Source organism: Nocardia transvalensis (assembly GCF_015477765.1).
GTDB classification, from domain to species: Bacteria; Actinomycetota; Actinomycetes; order Mycobacteriales; family Mycobacteriaceae; genus Nocardia; species Nocardia transvalensis_A.
The window spans coordinates 274,907-291,788 of record NZ_JADLQQ010000004.1 but is presented as its reverse complement, the minus strand read 5'-3'; the positions used below and the strand labels follow the sequence as shown (position 1 = coordinate 291,788).

Below are 16,882 nucleotides of genomic sequence, written 5' to 3'. Positions count from 1 at the left end.
GCCCGACGTGGCCCGGTGGTGCTGGCCCCACCCCACCCCGGCAACCGCACGTCCCAGTGACCGGAACTGGGCATATTCGGCTCCGGATTCCGCTCCGCACACTGATTGGAACGCGTTACATTCCGCGCATCTGCTTCTTCATGCCCAGGAGGACATACCATGACGGTCGATCCCGACCGCGATCCAGGCAATCGGTATCAGCTCACCACGAGCGCCCGCGATCTCGACGATCTCGCCGATCGGCTGACGCGCTGGCTCGGCGGCAAGGTACGTGCCGACCGCGCGCCGAAGATCACCAACCTGACCCGACCGCAGGCCGGCGGCATGTCGAGCGGATCGGTACTCTTCGATGCCTCGTGGGAGCAGGACGGCCGCACCGAGAGCGGGTCGTATGTGGCGCGGATGCCCCCGGAAGCGGGCGATTTGCCGGTGTTCGAGACCTACGACCTGGCCACCCAGTACGCGGTGATGGCGGGCGTGGCCGAGCACACCGATGTGCCGGTCCCGCAGCTGTGCTGGCTCGAGACCGACGAATCCGTGCTGGGCGCGCCGTTTTTCGTGATGCGGCGGGTGGATGGCCGTATCCCCGAGGACAATCCGCCGTACGTGTTCATCGGCTGGCTGTTCGACGCCACGCCGCAGGAGCGGCTGCGGCTCACTCACAACACCGTCGACGTGCTGGCGAAGATCCATGCCATCCCCGATCCCGCGGCGAAGTTCCCGATGCTGGCGACCGGCGAGCGCTCGTCGCTGCGCCGGCATTTCCAGGCGCAGCGGGCCTGGTACGACTGGGCTCTGGCCCGCGACGGATATCGAATCCCGTTGCTGGAGCGCGCTTTCGACTGGCTGGCGGACAACTTTCCCGCCGATCCCGGCCCGGACGTGCTCAGCTGGGGTGACGCCCGGCCCGGCAACATCATCTATCGCGGCTTCGAGCCCGCCGCCGTGCTGGACTGGGAGATGGCCGCGCTGGGGCCGCGGGAACTGGACGTGGCGTGGGTGATCTTCATCCATCGCTTCTTCCAGGACATCGCCACGCAGTTCGACCAGCCCGGCCTGCCGGACTTCCTGCGCCGCGACGACGTCGTCTCGCACTACCAGCGGCGCACCGGATACACACTGCGCGACCTGGATTGGTACATCGTCTACGCCGCGCTGCGCCACGGCATCGTGATGGGCCGGGTCAAGCGCCGCATGATCCATTTCGGCGAGGACACCGACACTCGCGACCGCGACAACTACGTCATGCACCGGGCGAGCCTGGAATCGCTGCTCGCCGGTACCTACGAATGGGATTGACCGACAGAGAGGATCACCGCTGTGCCCTACGGCTCCGCACCCGTCCCGTTGGACGAGTATCCGATTCACCAGACCCCCTTGTCGCTGGCCCGCGTCGGTAGCAGCGACCGAAACTTCTACGACCGCAGTTATTTCAACGCCCACGACCGTTCCGGTGGCACCTTCCTGATCACCGGCATGGGGGTGTATCCGAATCTCGGTGTGACCGATGCGTATGCGCTGGTTCGGCGCGGCAATACCCAACGCGTGGTGCGTTTCTCCGACGCGCTGAAGCAGCGGGACCTGAATCTGGGGGTGGGCGGCTATCGCGTCGAGATCATCGAACCGCTGCAGCGCATCCGGCTCCTGTGCGAGCACGATGATCTGAGCTTCGATCTCGCCTGGACCGGCGCCTTCCCGGCGGTGCAGGAGGAGCGGCATCTGATTCTGGCCGGAGACCGCCCCATCATCGACGCGTCCCGCTTCGCCCAGGTGGGCTCGTGGGAGGGCACGCTGAACGTCGACGGCACCGATATCGCGGTCGATCCCGCGGTGTGGACCGGTACCCGCGACCGGTCCTGGGGTATCCGGCCGGTCGGCGAGGCGGAACCGGCCGGGCGCCCGAACAGCGAAGGCCCGGGCGGATTCTGGTGGCTGTACGTGCCGTTGCGTTTCGACGATTTCGCGATCGTGGTGATCGTGCAGGAGAACCCGGACGGCTTCCGCACCCTCAACGATGCGGTGCGGGTGTGGCCGGACGGGCGGGTCGAGCAGCTAGGCTGGCCGCGGGTCCACCTCCAATACCGCTCGGGCACCAGGATTCCCGTATCGGTACGGCTGGAACTGACCACGCCCGACGGGAAACCCCTCGAGGTGGAGGTCCGCGCCCACACCTTCGTGCCGCTGCACATCGGCTGCGGTTACGGCGGCGACCCGGACTGGCTGCACGGCCAGTGGAAGGGCGAGAACTGGTCCTCCAGTTCCGTCTACGACCTCACCGACCCGGACGTGGCCGCCCGCATCCCGTGGGGCGTCATCGACCACGTCGGCCAGGCCCGCTGCGGCGACGCCGAGGGCTGGGGCCTGTTCGAGCACGCCAGCATGGGCCGCCACGACCCCACCGGCTTCACCGACTGGACCTCGGTCGCCCCGTAGCCACTCACCGGTTGTAGGGATATTCCTGTATCCAGTGGAATCCGCGGCCGGTCAGCGGAAGCCCTGTCTCGTCGACACGTTCGAGGAGCACGTGGACCGGCTGACCGCTCAGGGTCCGTCCAGCGCCATACGGTCGTGTCCGGGGCGCTCGTATCGCCACTCGGCATAGGGCGTCCCGTTCGCGGCGCCGCCTCGCAGGACGATCGTCCGGTTGTCGATGTCCACGGTTGCGCCGAATTGTGCGATGGTGGTGTAGCTGCTCGGTGCTTGTCGACGCGCTCGAGCTAGGGTGGGATTTCGTGTCCAAGCTGCGGCGGCGGGTGGTCGAGGCTGCGGAAGCGGCGCTGGCCCAACGGAAGTATGTGTCGGCGGTCGATGTGTTCGCCGGGTTGCGGTGGGTTCGGTCGAGCGATGTGGATCGCTGGCGGCAGGGGCGGGTGGACTCGTTGGAGCAGGTCGCGGCCGTGGATGGGCGGCGGATGCGCGATGCGGTGGAGATTCTGGGCGAGTGGGCGCGGGCGAACGGGCTCACCGCCAGTGACACCGCCTACGTGTCCGGGGGCCGGGACCGCGAGGCGCTGCGGTTCGTCGACGACGGTGCGGATGCGGACTTTCGGGTGCACTGGCTGTCGGCGGAGCTGAGCCCGGCCCGGCGCGAACAGTTGATCCGGCGTCAGAACAAGGCGCCGGATCTCGTGGTGGTCGAGGCGGCCGAGCCGTGGACCTGTGTCGAATGTGCGGACACCGGGCCCTATCTGATCATGTCGGGTGCGGGTGCGCTGTGCCCGACGTGCTCGGATCTGGACCATTTGGAATTCCTGCCCGCCGGGGATGCCGCGCTGAGCCGCCGAGCCAAGAAGGAGAGCACGCTGGCCGCCGTGGTGGTGCGGTTCAATCGGCGGCGGAAACGCTATGAGCGGCAAGGCATTCTGGTCGAGGAGGCCGCCCTGGCACGGGCGGAGGAGCAATGTCTGGCCGACGAGGAGGCGCGGCTGCGCCGCCGTGAGCGCGATCGGGTGCGCCGGGCCGAGCAGGATGTCGAATTCTGTGGCCGCATGGCCGAGCAGATTCGCCGCCTGTTCCCCGGCTGTCCGCCGCACCGGGCGGCCGAGATCGCCGAACATGCCGCCCTGCGGGGCAGCGGCCGGGTGGGCCGCAGCGCCGCGGCGAAGGTGCTGGACCCCGAGGCCGTCACCCTCGCCGTCATCGCCTCGGTCCGCCACCGCGACACCGACTACGACCGACTGCTGATGGACGGCGTGCCGCGGATGGAGGCACGAGCGGCGATCCGCCCGGCCGTGGACAAGGTGCTGGAGTCCTGGCGTTAGGGCTTCGCGACAGCGACGGTGATGCCGCCGACGACCCGTTTCGAAGCGATCAGCTCGCCGGTCGGGGCGGCGCGCAGAGCGGCGGCTTCGGCGACGCTGGGCGTCCCGAGGGCCGCTGCCGTGCGGGCTGCGGGGTTCGGGACCTCGACCGAGGCAAGCTCTTCCGACGTGTAGGCGACGATCGGCACCGCCAGGTCGGCAGCGGCCGCGCGCAGGCCAGGTTCGGTGGCTCGGCGATCGACGGTGGCGAGGCATCGAATTCGGCAGGGATTCACCGCATCTCGTACGGCGGCGAGGATCGACTCGGCCGATGCCCCGGGTCGGAAGCCGAGCCCCACGATGACATCCGTTGAGATGTCCTCGGCAGGTCCGGTCTCAGCCATCGACGCGGGTGCCGTCGAATTGCCGTGCGGCGCTGACGAAGCGACCGATCGTGGCGGGGTTTCCGGCGGGGTGGGTGTGAAGGTAGGAGGCGTGTACTCGGGCGACCAGGGCGCCTTCGCGAACGGTCTCGCCGCTCGGGGCGCGCCAGCCCCAGGCCGGTGTATCCGAACCGGTGCCCACCAGACGGGTGCGGTGGAATTCGTGGCCGCGGACTCGCTCTCCGGCCGACCACAGCGGAGAATCGGCCAGTGCCACCGCATCTCGATAGCCGAGGGTGAGTCGTGGCCCGAATTCCGCTGTCGCGTCGACGACTCCGGCCATGCGGTGGCCGTCCAGCGAGCGCGTCAGATATAACAGCCCCGCGCATTCGGCGTGGATCGGCATCCCGCGCCGGGCGGCGTCGGCGACCGCGTGCAGCAACGGTGTATTGGCGGCGAGTTCGGCGGCGTGCTCCTCCGGAAAGCCGCCGGGCAGAACCAAACCCGCGGTGCCGCCCGGCAAACCGTCATGCAACGGGTCGAATACGACGACTCGGGCACCCGCCGCCTCGAGCAGTTCCCGGTGTTCGGCATAGCCGAAGGTGAATGCCGGTCCCCCGGCCACTGCGATCACCGGGCCCGGTCCACCGGTGTCGGCTACCGCGTCGGCCGCATTCCAGCTCGGACCCGAGGCGGATGCCGCGGCCAACCGTACGATCGCGGGCAGATCCACATGGGCGGCAACGAGTTCGATCATGGCGTCGACGGCGGCGTGCGCGGCGGTGCCGTGTTCGACCGCGGGGATCAGGCCGAGATGCCGGGAGGGGACCGCCAATTCGGCCATGCGGGGCAGCGCGCCCAGCACCGGCAGGCCGACCCGCGCGCAGGCGGCGCGCAGGACCTCCTCGTGCCGCTCGCTGCCGACCCGATTGAGGATCACCCCGCCGAGCCGGATGCTGCTGTCGAAGGTGGCGAAGCCGTGCAGCAACGCGGCCAGGCTCTGACTGTGCCCGCGCGCGTCGACCACGAGCACGACCGGCGCCCCGAGCAGCGCGGCGACCTGGGCCGTGGACCCCTCCGCGATCGGCGCACAGGAGTTGTCGTCGATCCGGCCGTCGAACAACCCCATCACCCCCTCGACGACTGCGATATCGCACTCGCGAGCCCCGTGCCGGTACAGCGGTACCACCCGCTCCTCCCCGACCAGCACCGGATCCAGATTCCGCCCCGGCCGCCCGGCCGCCAGCCCGTGATACCCCGGATCGATGTAATCCGGGCCCACCTTGAACGGCCCCACCCGGTGCCCCGCCCGCCGCAGGGCGCCGATCAAACCGGTTGCGACAGTGGTCTTCCCGCTCCCCGACGCGGGCGCGGCCACCACAACCGCGGGCACGCTCGAGCGCGAGGTGGTCACCATTCGATGCCTCGTTGGCCCTTGCGGCCCGCGTCCATCGGGTGTTTGACCTTGGTCATTTCGGTGACGAGGTCGGCGGCGTCGATCAGGGGTTGGGGAGCGTCGCGGCCGGTGATCACCACGTGCTGGTTGCCGGGGCGTGAGATCAGGGTCTGCACCACCTCGTCGACGTCGATCCAGCCCCATTTCAGGGGGTAGGTGAATTCGTCGAGTACGTAGAAGCGGTGTTGTTCGGCGGCGAGGCGGCGGGCGATCTCCTGCCAGCCCGCGACGGCATTGGCGGCGTGGTCCTCCTCGCTGCCGTGCTTGCGCGTCCAGGACCAGCCCTCCCCCATCTTGTGCCATTCGACCGGCCCGCCCGCCCCGGTCTCCTCGTGCAGCCGCCCGAGCGTCCGGAAGGCGGCCTCCTCACCGACCTTCCACTTGGCGCTCTTCACGAACTGGAACACGGCAATATCGAACCCCTGATTCCAGGCCCGCAACGCCATCCCGAACGCCGCCGTCGACTTCCCCTTCCCCGGCCCGGTATGCACGGCCAACACCGGCTGATTCCGCCGCTGCCGCGTAGTCAACCCATCCTCGGGAACCACCACCGGAACACCCTTGGGCATCGCCTCTCCTTCCAACCCACCATTGCCATTCACGTTGCCACACAGCCCCCACACACCCCCGGCTGCCCCGCCGGTCCCCGCCCCGCATCCGGCGCTGGCGCGCCGGATGCGGGGAATGAAAACACGCGCCGCCCTCAGACAATGAAGACACGCGCCGCCCCCAGGGAATGAAAACACGCGCCACCTACAGGAATGAACACGCACCAAACGCAGGGCGCGACGACACCGACACGAAGACAGGAACTGACCCGCTCGCACCACGAAGGGGAGAGCCGCGACCCGAGCTATCAATCTCCCGTATCGCGACCTCGTGGTCACGGAGCAAGCACTCTGGTTCCCCGCACGACGCAAGCACCCTGGCTCCTCACACGACGCAAACACCCTGGCTCCTCACACGACCCAAACACCCTGGCTCCTCACACGACCCAAACACCCTGGCTCCTCACACGACGCAAGCACCCAGGTTCCCTGCACGACGCGAACAGCCTGGTTCCCTGCACGGCGCAAGCACTCTGGTTCCCCGCACGGCGCAAGAACCCTGGCTCCTCGCACGACGCGAACACCCTGGCTCCTCGCACGACGCGAACACCCTGGCCCCTCGCACGACACGAACACCCTGGCCCCTCGCACGACACGAACACCCTGGCCCCTCGCACGACACGAACACCCTGGCCCCTCGCACGACACGAACACCCTGGCTCCTCGCACGACGCGAACACTCTGGGTTCCCTGCATCCGGCGCGCCAGCGCCGGATGCAGGGTTGGGTCAGGCGGCTCGGGGGGTGGCTTGGATGCCGGTGCGGACGATGTCGGCGACGGAATTGCCTGTGAGTTCGGATAGTTGGAGGTAGGTGGCGTGGAGGTCGCGGGCCAGGTCTTGGGCCAGGCCCAGGCGGATCATGCCCCGTTCGCAGTCGACGACGACGGCGGTGGTGCCGTCCTGGGCGAGTAGCCGGGCGGCGGTGCGGGCGCGGGGGACGGGGTCCGTGCCGCCGGTGGCGCGACCGTCGGTGAGCAGGACCAGCAGCGGGCGGCGCTGCGGATCGCGGACACGTTCGCGGCGCACGATCTCGCGAGCCTTCAGAAGTCCCTGGGCGAGGGGGGTTTTCCCGCCGGTGCGCAGGTCGGTCAGGCGGCGCACGGCGATATCGACCGAAGAGGTGGGCGGCAGAACGAGTTCGGCCTCGCTGCCGCGCATGGTGATGACCGCGACCTTGTCCCGGCGTTGGTAGGCATCGCGCAGCAACGCCACGACCGCGCCGGTGACCGCGGAGAGCCGATCCCGCGCGGCCATCGAACCGGAGGCGTCGACCACGAACAGCACCAGATTGCCCTCGCGCCCTTCGCGATACGCGCCGCGCAGATCCGCAGCCTCGAGGGCGAGCGGGCCGGACACCCGGCCGCGGACCACCTGATGCGGCGCGGCAGCGAACACGGTGCCCAGCAGATGCAGGCCGGAGGAGGTATCCGTGGTGGAGCGGACCACGCGTCCGTGCCGGGTGTGCGCCCGCGACCGGCGGCCCGGCGCACCCTCGCCGACCCCGGGAATCTCCCAACGAGGCGGGCGGGCAACGGAATTCACCGGCGCCGCGGCGCGGCCCTCCCGCGCACCACCGCCCGGCCCGCCGTTCGGCGAGTCCGGCCCACCGTCGTCGGGACCATCGTCCGGGCCCTCCGGCCCACCGTCGAAGCCGTCCTCCGGACCATCGTCCCGATCGTCACGAGCCCCCGGATCCTGCGCGATATCGTCACTACCACCCGATGATTCGGCCCGCGCCGCCTCCTCCGCGGCCTGCTGCATCGCCTCGTCGAGCTGCTCCTCGCTGATACCGGGCTCGTCGAACGGGTCGCGTCGGCGGCGGTGCGGCAGCGCCAGTTCCGCGGCGATCCGCACGTCTTCGGCTGTCACGCAATCGCTTCCGCGCCACGCCGCGTGCGCGGTGGCGGTGCGGGCCACCACCAGGTCAGCCCGCATACCGTCGACATCGAAGGCGGCACACAGCGCGGCAATCCGCCGCAGGTCCACATCGTCGAGCCGGACCTCGGCCAGCCGCTCCCGCGCGGACAGGATGCGCTCGGCCACCTCACGATCCGCGGGGGCATAGCGCGCCGCGAATCCCGCCGGATCGGCCTCGTAATCGAGGCGGCGGCGCACCACCGCCATCCGCACATCCACCTCCCGCGACGCGGCCACGTCCACGGTGAGCCCGAACCGGTCCAGCAGCTGCGGCCGCAGCTCCCCCTCCTCCGGGTTCATGGTCCCGACCAGCACGAAACGCGCGGGATGCGAATGCGACACCCCATCGCGCTCGATATGCACCCGGCCCATGGCGGCCGCATCGAGCAGCACGTCGACCAGATGGTCGTGCAGCAGGTTGACCTCGTCGACGTAGAGCACGCCGTGATGGGCCGCCGCCAGCAGACCGGGCCGGAACGCCTGCTCACCGTCGCGCAGGACCCGCTCCAGATCCAGCGACCCCACCACCCGGTCCTCGGTCGCACCCACCGGCAACTCCACCAGCCGCGCCGGGCGCGGCCCCCGATCGTCCACGACCGGCGGCAACAATTGCGCCAGCGCCCGCACCACGGTCGACTTCGCGGTCCCCTTCTCCCCGCGCACCAGCACACCCCCGATTCCGGGATGCACCGCGCACAGGATCAACGCCAACTGCAGCCGCTCCTGCCCCACCACGGCCGAGAACGGGAATCCGACCTCGCTCTCCTGGGCCGAGGTCGACGAATCCGGACGTGCTACCACCGAGGTTCGGGAATCGGACACGCCCCAACTCTAGGCCCGCACCGCCACCGGTCCGCCCCGGCCCTCCTGTGAGCCACCGCACTCACACAACCCTTCGCAAGCGTCGGGTCGGGTCAGCGATGCTCACGGGTCGGGTCAGTGATGCCGCCGGGTCGGGTCAGCGATTCGGCAACCGGTCGAGCGACGGCCGGATAGCCTGCTCGAACTCCTTTGGATACGCGAATCCGGATGCGGTGGCGATGTCCTGGGTCAGATCGGCGAACAGGTCGGCAGCCGTCTGTGCCTGCCGCAGCGAGTCACCGATGGCGAACATCGCCTCGACCCGATCCCACACGCCGGGCGCCGCCCATTCGCTCATCCTGGTCCCGTTGTGCCAGACATCGTGCCCCGGCCCGTAGTGCGCCCGCGCATGCCATTCGATCGCGGTGAGCAGCAGTTCCTTGGTCTCCCAATCGCGGGCCTTCACCACCCACAGCTCGCCCCGCGCCAGATACCGTGGCAGATGCGCGATCTCGAACCAGAACTCCGCGCAGTGCGCCCGGAATTCGTCCTCGTCGGGCAGCTCCACCTCCGGCGCGGCCCCCGAGGGTGCGGGCAGCCCGGCGGTGACCCCGTCCCGGTCGAACAGCACCTGGTAGCCGCGCTCGTGCAGGTCGTCCAGGCCCGCCGCCAGTTCCGCCAGCATGTCCACCGGCACCACCTGGAAGTCGGCCTTGGTCCCGTCGGCGAAGAAGACCAGATGCGCGGGATTGTCGTAGGGCCCCTCGAGTTCGATGTTCACCGCCACCGCACCGAGTTCACGCACCCACGCGTCCGATTCGGTGTATCGGTCGAGATCGGTGGTGTACAGCTCGATGTCGTGGTCCGACAGCGCGTCGGTGCTACCGTCCCCTCGCGCCCGCGACCCGGTGCGCAGCACCGCCCGAATTTCGTCCCGCTCCCCCGCCCACTCGATCAGTCCGGCAACGAACTGCTCATCGTTGTTGCTCACTGCCGCCACATTAGCGGCCCGCCGCACGTCAGGCCCCGGCGCGGACCTCCACCCCGTCGTCGGGGTCGTAGGCATCGACCAGTTCGTCCCAATGCTCCTCGGCCCAGGCGCACATGGTGCGCACCGGTTCGAGCAGGCTGTAGCCCAGCGCGGTCAGCTCATAGGTGACGTGGCGGCCCTCGACGGTGCGAGCCACCACGCCATCCGCACCAGGGTGCGCAGGGACTGGGTCATGACCTTGGGAGTGATGCGGGCCAAGGGAATTCGCAGTTCGGAGTAGGGCCCCGGCGGACGCCGAATTGCGCATCGCCTACCCGGATTTCGCGCGGGCGATCGTCGACGAGATCGAACGACCGACCGCAACCGGGACCTTCACCGGCGTGACGGCTGGGGGAAACCCGGTCCCGCGACGAAGATCCCGGCGTGCCGACACTCGTCATCCTGGCGCGCCGCCGACACTCGTCATCCCGGCGCGCTTTTCGCCGGGATCAGCCGCGGCGCATCGGGATGTGCGGGATGCCGTCTTCGATGTACTCCTCGCCGTCGGGCTTGAAGCCGTGCTTGGTGTACATGTCGACCAGGTAGGTCTGAGCGTTCAAACGGACGGTGGCCGAACCGGTTTCGGCGAGGGCGGCCTGGAGGAGGCGGGTTGTGTACCCGTGCCCACGGGCCTCCTGGGCGGTACACAACCGGCCGATGCGGAACGACTTCACCCCGTCGTTGTGCTCCTCGAGCAGGCGCAGGGTGCAGATGACCTCACCCTCGTCGTCGAGCCAGAAGTGCCGGGTCTCCGGCAGCAGATCCAATCCGTCCAATTCCGGATACGCGCATTTCTGCTCGACGACGAAGACCGCGACGCGCAGTTTCAACAGCTTGTAGAGAGTCGCGGTGTCCAGATCCGCGGCCCACGACCTTTTGAGTGCAACCGTTGACATCATCGCGTCTTGCTATCACATAGATCAGTTCTGCGCGACCCCCGCCAACTTCGGCGTGTTGTCGGTCAGCCGCAGCGTCTTGGTGGACCAGTCCCACACCTCGTGGAACAGCGCCTGATTCTCCGACAGTTTCACACCCAGCGACGGGACCATTTCCTTCAGCTTCGGCATCCAGCCGGTGAATTCACCGGGGAAGCACTTCTGCAGCACGTCCAGCATGGCGCTGACACAGGTCGACGCGCCCGGCGAGGCGCCCAGCAGACCGGCGATCGAGCCGTCGCCGGCGGCGATCACCGCGGTGCCGAACTCGAGCACACCCCCGGCGCCCTTGCGCCGGATGACCTGCACGCGCTGCCCGGCGGTGATCAGCTCCCAGTCGCGGCCGTCGGCGCGCGGAATGAACTCCTCCAACGCAACCACCCGGCCGCTCTGCGACTTCAGCAACTCGGAGATGAGGTACTTGGTCAGGCTCATCTCGGTGAGCCCGACGCCGATCATCGAGAAGACATTGTTCGGCTTGACCGACTTGAACAGATCGGAGTTCTTGCCGTCCTTGAGGAACTTCGGCGTCCAGCCCGCGTAGGGCCCGAACAGCAGGCCCCGGTTGCCGTTGATGACGCGAGTGTCCAAGTGCGGCACCGACATCGGGGGCGCGCCGACCGCGGCCTTGCCGTACACCTTGGCCTCGTGCTGATGGATCAGCTCCGGATTGGTGCAGCGGAGGAACAGACCGCTGACCGGGAAGCCACCGATACCGGTCATCTCCTCGATGCCGGACTTCTGCAGCAGCGGCAGCGCATAGCCGCCCGCGCCGACGAAGACGAATTTCGCGTTCACCGTGCGGATTTCACGGGTGCGGGTGTTGCGTACCTTGACGTTCCAGCTGCCGTCGGACTGCTTGTCGAGGTTGCGCACCTCGTTGCCGAAGGCGATGGACACCCCCGACCGTCCCAGGTAGGCCAGCAGCTGCTTGGTCAGCGAGCCGAAGTCGATGTCGGTGCCGCTGTCGGTCCAGTTCAGCGCGACCGGATCGGAGAAGTCGCGGCCCTTGGCCATCAGCGGCAGGCGGCGGCCGAATTCGGCGGGGCTGTCGATGTACTCCATGGTGTCGAACAGCGGATGCCGGACCAGCGCCTCATAACGCTTGCGCAGGTAGTCGACGTTGTCCGCGCCGTGGACGAAGCTGACGTGCGGGATCGGGTTGATGAACTCCGACGGGTTGCCCAGCACCCCGTTCTCCACCCCGTACGCCCAGAACTGCCGCGACACCTGGAAGCGCTCGTTGATATCGATCGCCTTGGAGATGTCGACCGAACCGTCGGCGTTCTGCGGGGTGTAGTTCAGCTCGCACAGCGCGGAGTGGCCGGTGCCGGCGTTGTTCCACGGGTCGCTGCTCTCCGGGGCGGCCGCGTCCATGCGCTCGAACATGGTGATCGACCAGTTCGGCTGCACCTGCCGAAGCAGGGCGCCGAGGGTGGCACTCATGATGCCGGCACCGATGAGGACTACATCGGTCTTTTCAGTCATCGCAGCGTTCGGCACGGGTAGTTCGACTTCCTTGTCCTGCGCGGGTCAGCAACTTCAGCGGGAAGGTTACCCGCCGTTCACTTCAACCTAATTCTGCCCCTCACCATGCCCGTTTCCGAAGACCACAACACCGGATGTGACCGACTTGGCTCCGGGCTGCCGGCACTGAGCGGGTCGAATATCGTGGAGCTGTGACGAACGAGACGCCGGTTGCGCCCGTACAGACCGACACCTGGCAGCCCGATGTGCTGGGCGCGGGATACGAGCAGCGGACCATCCCGCTGGGCGCCGATCCCGACGGCGAGGGCACCGTCGAGGCCACGCTGGTCCGCTACCTCGCCGATACCGACGCCACGGCCACCAGTGCCGTGCTGTACCTGCACGGATTCACCGATTACTTCTTCCAGAAACATCTGGCCGAGCACATGGCCGCCCGCGGTCACCGCTTCTACGCGATCGATCTGCGCAAATGCGGCCGGTCGCGGCGCCCGGGGCAGACCGCCCACTTCGTGACCGATCTGGCCCTCTACGACACGGAGCTGAATCGGGCGCTGCGGATCGTGCGCGAGGAGACCGGCCTGCCGGTGCTGGTGATGGGTCATTCCACCGGCGGGCTGGTGAGCTCGCTGTGGCTGGACCGGCTCAATCGGTCCGAAGGCGTTGCGGCCCATGAGATCACGGGTCTGGTGCTGAACAGCCCGTGGTTCGATCTGCAGGGCCCGTCCTACTACCGGACGGTCGGCACGGCCGTCATCAACAGCCTGGGCAAACTGCGCGCGATGAGCAGGTTGCCGGGCGCGGAGATCAGCACCTACGGCTCCAGCCTGCACCACACCGTCTCGGGCGAGTGGGACTACAACCTGGACTGGAAGCCGCTGACCGGTTTCCCGGTGCATTTCGGCTGGTTGCGGGCGATCCGGCAGGGACACGCCCAGTTGCAGCGCGGTCTCGAGGTCGGGGTGCCGTCGCTGATCCTGCGTTCGAAGGTGACCAAGTTCATGCGCCGGTACGGCCCGGCCGCGGACGTGTCGGATGTGGTGCTCGATGTGCGCCAGATTCAGCGCTGGTCGGGGTGCCTGGGCGATCGGACCTCGATCGTGCCGCTCGAGGGCGCCCGCCACGACGTCTTCCTGTCCTCGCCCTCGGTCCGGGCCAAGGCGTTCGAGGAGCTCGACGCGTGGCTGGACTGGCTGGCCGTGTTCCGGGCCAAGGAGGGCCCGACGGAGGGCTAGTACCGAGGGGGGCTCACCACAGGCCGCTGCGCAGGACGATCTCGGTGGCCAGTTCGTGGGCGGCCTCGGTGGCCGGATCGGTGACGTCGGCCTGGGCCACCCGGAATTCGCCGAAGACGAATCGGCCGGAGGCCTCGGCGACCGACCAGGGCAGTTGTTTGGTGGCCACGACCGTGGTCGGCAGCTCCACCGCCGGGCAGGTCGGATCGGCGATGGTCCCGTCGGCCGCAGGTGCGGCGGGATGGCCGCGACCGGCGGCGACCAGCCCGATGAATCGGCCGAATCCTCGCCCGCCCAGCTGCCAGGCCAGGGTGGCGCCCGCACCGCAGCCGACCAGGTGCGCCCAGGGGACGCCGAGGTCGTCGAGGAGGGCGTAGACCGCCTGGATGTCCAGGCCGTCGATGTCTTCTATCGCGATCGTGCGCAGATCCGAGGTGTGCAGCCGGGTGCACACCTCGTCGTAGACGTCGGGCGGGTCACCCGCATCGGGCAGCAGCAGCACCGTGTGGCGAGACTGCGGGCCGCTGACTCGCACGGTCCAGGCGCGGTCTCCTACCGCGATACGCCGGTTTTCCATGCCGCCCCACGCTACACCGCGACGGCGCGCCGGACCGCGTGTCGCTGAGCACCATTCGAGCCTGTGATTGCCTGCGCGCAGTGCCGGGTCTCGGCTTGTCCGATATCACAGGTCGAATCCGTCACGTAGGCCCTCCGGGGCACCGTGCGGGTCAAGATTGCACGGTGAGAACGGGGAGACCCGGGGGTGCGCCCGTGCCGATGAGGTGCTCGAGATGGTCGAGGTCGAGATGTTTCTCGATGAGGTCGGCCAGCAGGTCCAGCTGAGCCGCGCGGACGGCCGCGACGGACACGTCGTCGGCGACGGCGAATCCGGTGCGTCCGGCCGCTTCTGCGACCTCGCGCAGCCAATCGCGGCGGAACTCGTCGGATTCCAGCAGACCGTGCAGGTGGGTGCCCCAAACGGCCTCGCGCACATTGCCTTCGGAGCCTCCGCCGTCGAGTTCCAGCCAGGCCGGGTCACCGCTGCGCCGGACACGGCCGTGGTGAATTTCATAGCCGTGCACCGGAGTTCGGCCGGCCCGACCCGTGCTGCGACGCAAGACTTTCGGGTCCGCGAACTCGATCTCCAGATCGAGCAGGCCCAGTCCGGGGACCTCACCGGCACCGGATTCCACGGGATCGATGATGCGGCGGCCGAGCATCTGGTAGCCGCCGCAGATACCGAGAATCGGGCGGCCCGCCGCGGCACGGGCGGTCAGCGCCTCGGCAATTCCGCTGCGGCGCAGCCATTCCAGATCGCTGACGGTCGCCTTGGTGCCGGGCAGGACGACGAGATCGGCATCGGCGAGCCGGGACGGATCGCTCACCCAGCGCACGGCCACACCCGGCTCACAGGCCAATGCCTCCACGTCGGTGGAGTTGGAGATGCGCGGCAGGCGCACCGCCGCCACCGTCAACCACTGCGAGCCGAGCGGCGGCTGCGGACGGCCGACCGGGGCATCGGTCACCGTCCCGAGCGAATCCTCGGCATCGATCCACAGCTCCTCGGCGTAGGGCAGCACGCCGAGCGTCGGTCGGCCCGTGAGCGCGGCCAGCCGGTCCAGCCCCGGACGCAGCAGATCCACATCGCCCCGGAATTTGTTGATGATGAAGCCGCAGATCAGTTGCTGGTCTTCGGGTTCCAGGATCGCCACCGTGCCGAACAGATGCGCGAGCACGCCGCCCCGGTCGATATCGCCGACGAGCAGCACCGGCAGATCCGCGACCCGCGCCAGTCCCATATTCGCCAAATCGGTGGCACGCAGGTTGATCTCGGCGGGCGATCCCGCGCCCTCGCAGATCACCACATCGAATTCATCTCGCAGCGAGGCCAATTCATCGGTCACCACCTGCCGCAGCTGCTGCCGGTGCCGGAAGTAATCCTTGGCCCCGACCGTATCCACGGCCTGCCCCCGCACCACCAGCTGCGAACGCCGATCACTGCCCGGCTTCAACAGGATCGGGTTGAACCGCACGCTCGGCTCCAGCCCGCACGCACGCGCCTGCAACGCCTGCGCCCGCCCGATCTCTCCCCCATCGAGCGTGACCACCGAGTTGTTCGACATGTTCTGCGCCTTGAACGGCGCCACCCGCACCCCCCGCCGAGCGAGCATTCGGCAGATACCCGCCACGACAACACTTTTCCCCGCATCGGAGGTCGTCCCTGCGACGAGCAGAGCACCCCTCGCCTTCGGCTCGGGGAATGAAAGGAAGCCCGCCTCCGTGGAAGAAAGGGGACCCGCCTCCGTGGAGGAAAGGAGGCCCGCCTCCGTGGAAGAAAGGGGGCCCGCTTCCAATCTTTCGGTCACGGGAGGGTGAGGATTTCGGCGCCGTCGTCGGTTACTACCAGGGTGTGTTCGAACTGGGCGGTCCACTTGCGGTCCTTGGTGACCACGGTCCAGCCGTCGTCCCAGATCTCGTAGTCGATGCCGCCCAGGTTGATCATCGGCTCGATGGTGAAGGTCATGCCCGGCTCGATGACGGTGTCGATGGCGGGCTGGTCGTAGTGCAGGATCACCAGGCCGCTGTGGAAGGTGGGGCCGACGCCGTGGCCGGTGAAGTCGCGCACCACGCCGTAGCCGAAGCGGTTGGCGTAGGCCTCGATGACGCGCCCGATCACATTCAGCGCGCGGCCGGGCCGCACCGCCTTGATGGCCCGCATGGTCGCTTCCCTCGTGCGCTCCACCAGCAGCCGGGCCTCCTCGTCCACGTCACCGGCGAGGAAGGTGGCATTGGTGTCGCCGTGCACGCCGTTGATGTAGGCGGTGACGTCGATGTTGACGATGTCGCCGTCCTCGATCACCGTCGAATCCGGGATGCCGTGGCAGATCACCTCGTTCAGCGAGGTGCAGCAGGACTTCGGAAAGCCCTTGTAGCCCAGCGTCGACGGGTACGCGCCGTGATCGCAGAGGAACTCGTGCACGATGCGGTCCAGTTCGTCGGTGGTGACGCCCGGCGCGACGGCCTTACCCGCCTCCTCGAGCGCCTGCGCGGCAATCTTGCCCGCCAAGCGCATCTTCTCGATCGTCTCCGGCGTCTGCACCCAGGGTTCACGGCCCTCGTTGACGGTCTTCTTCCACGCGTACTCCGGACGCTCGATCGAGCGCGGCACCTCGCGGGTCGGCGAGAGGGTTCCGGGAACGAGCGGTTTGCGGGTGCGGACAGACATGCCACCAAGACTATCCGGACCCGGCGAAGAAACTCGTGGCCGATCCCCGAGATCGATACATACTC

The 16,882-nt window shown here is 68.5% G+C and carries 15 protein-coding genes; 4 read left to right on the top strand and 11 right to left on the bottom strand.

All coding sequences use genetic code 11. The features are described 5' to 3' along the window. The first annotated feature begins 159 nt into the window (after window positions 1-159). From IU452_RS13070 to IU452_RS13060, 3 genes are all read left to right on the top strand, one after another. Window positions 160-1,299, top strand: coding sequence for a phosphotransferase family protein (locus IU452_RS13070; protein WP_195109269.1), 1,140 nt, complete (start codon window positions 160-162; stop codon window positions 1,297-1,299). Window positions 1,300-1,320: 21 nt separating this feature from the next. Beyond that, window positions 1,321-2,433 carry a hypothetical protein gene (locus tag IU452_RS13065; protein ID WP_195109268.1) on the top strand — a complete coding sequence of 371 codons (1,113 nt, stop codon included), beginning with the start codon at window positions 1,321-1,323 and terminating at the stop codon, window positions 2,431-2,433. 299 nt (window positions 2,434-2,732) lie between these two features. Next, window positions 2,733-3,761, top strand: coding sequence for a DUF2293 domain-containing protein (locus IU452_RS13060; protein ID WP_195109267.1), 1,029 nt, complete (start codon window positions 2,733-2,735; stop codon window positions 3,759-3,761). Here the strand turns inward: IU452_RS13060 and IU452_RS13055 are convergent. The 8 genes from IU452_RS13055 to mqo form a co-directional block, all read right to left on the bottom strand. Next, window positions 3,758-4,144 carry a cobalamin biosynthesis protein gene (locus IU452_RS13055; protein WP_195109266.1) on the bottom strand — a complete coding sequence of 129 codons (387 nt, stop codon included), beginning with the start codon at window positions 4,142-4,144 and terminating at the stop codon, window positions 3,758-3,760. The genes IU452_RS13060 and IU452_RS13055 overlap by 4 nt on opposite strands. After that, window positions 4,137-5,540, bottom strand: a complete 1,404-nt coding sequence (locus IU452_RS13050; RefSeq protein WP_195109265.1) for a cobyrinate a,c-diamide synthase — start codon at window positions 5,538-5,540, stop codon at window positions 4,137-4,139. Before IU452_RS13050 ends, IU452_RS13055 begins: the two co-directional genes overlap by 8 nt. After that, entirely contained in the window at window positions 5,534-6,148 is a 615-nt protein-coding gene (gene cobO, locus IU452_RS13045; protein WP_195109264.1) for a cob(I)yrinic acid a,c-diamide adenosyltransferase, read from the bottom strand. The genes IU452_RS13050 and cobO overlap by 7 nt, the downstream gene beginning before the upstream one ends. Window positions 6,149-6,914: 766 nt before the next feature. Then, window positions 6,915-8,906 carry a magnesium chelatase subunit D family protein gene (locus IU452_RS13040; protein WP_195109618.1) on the bottom strand — a complete coding sequence of 664 codons (1,992 nt, stop codon included), beginning with the start codon at window positions 8,904-8,906 and terminating at the stop codon, window positions 6,915-6,917. A 157-nt stretch (window positions 8,907-9,063) separates the two neighbouring features. Then, window positions 9,064-9,897: an aminoglycoside 6-adenylyltransferase gene (locus IU452_RS13035; RefSeq protein WP_324192585.1), complete on the bottom strand. Its 834-nt coding sequence runs from the start codon at window positions 9,895-9,897 to the stop codon at window positions 9,064-9,066. A gap of 28 nt (window positions 9,898-9,925) precedes the next feature. Further along, window positions 9,926-10,093 (bottom strand): hypothetical protein, encoded by a 168-nt coding sequence (locus tag IU452_RS13030; RefSeq protein ID WP_195109262.1) that lies wholly within the window; start codon window positions 10,091-10,093, stop codon window positions 9,926-9,928. 292 nt (window positions 10,094-10,385) lie between these two features. Beyond that, window positions 10,386-10,835, bottom strand: a complete 450-nt coding sequence (locus IU452_RS13025; RefSeq protein ID WP_195109261.1) for a GNAT family N-acetyltransferase — start codon at window positions 10,833-10,835, stop codon at window positions 10,386-10,388. Between the two features lie 21 nt (window positions 10,836-10,856). Next, window positions 10,857-12,359, bottom strand: coding sequence for a malate dehydrogenase (quinone) (mqo, locus tag IU452_RS13020; protein ID WP_195109260.1), 1,503 nt, complete (start codon window positions 12,357-12,359; stop codon window positions 10,857-10,859). A gap of 191 nt (window positions 12,360-12,550) precedes the next feature. Here mqo and IU452_RS13015 point away from each other — a divergent pair, with 191 nt between their 5' ends. Further along, a complete protein-coding gene (locus tag IU452_RS13015; RefSeq protein WP_195109259.1) occupies window positions 12,551-13,591 on the top strand; it encodes an alpha/beta hydrolase in 1,041 nt (346 codons plus the stop codon). A gap of 13 nt (window positions 13,592-13,604) precedes the next feature. Here the strand turns inward: IU452_RS13015 and IU452_RS13010 are convergent, their stop codons facing one another. The 3 genes from IU452_RS13010 to map form a co-directional block, all read right to left on the bottom strand. Next, window positions 13,605-14,168: an alpha/beta hydrolase gene (locus tag IU452_RS13010; RefSeq protein WP_195109258.1), complete on the bottom strand. Its 564-nt coding sequence runs from the start codon at window positions 14,166-14,168 to the stop codon at window positions 13,605-13,607. A 151-nt stretch (window positions 14,169-14,319) separates the two neighbouring features. Further along, window positions 14,320-15,825 (bottom strand): cobyric acid synthase, encoded by a 1,506-nt coding sequence (locus IU452_RS13005; RefSeq protein ID WP_195109617.1) that lies wholly within the window; start codon window positions 15,823-15,825, stop codon window positions 14,320-14,322. A gap of 128 nt (window positions 15,826-15,953) precedes the next feature. After that, window positions 15,954-16,817 (bottom strand): type I methionyl aminopeptidase, encoded by an 864-nt coding sequence (map, locus tag IU452_RS13000; protein WP_195109257.1) that lies wholly within the window; start codon window positions 16,815-16,817, stop codon window positions 15,954-15,956. Window positions 16,818-16,882: the final 65 nt, after the last annotated feature.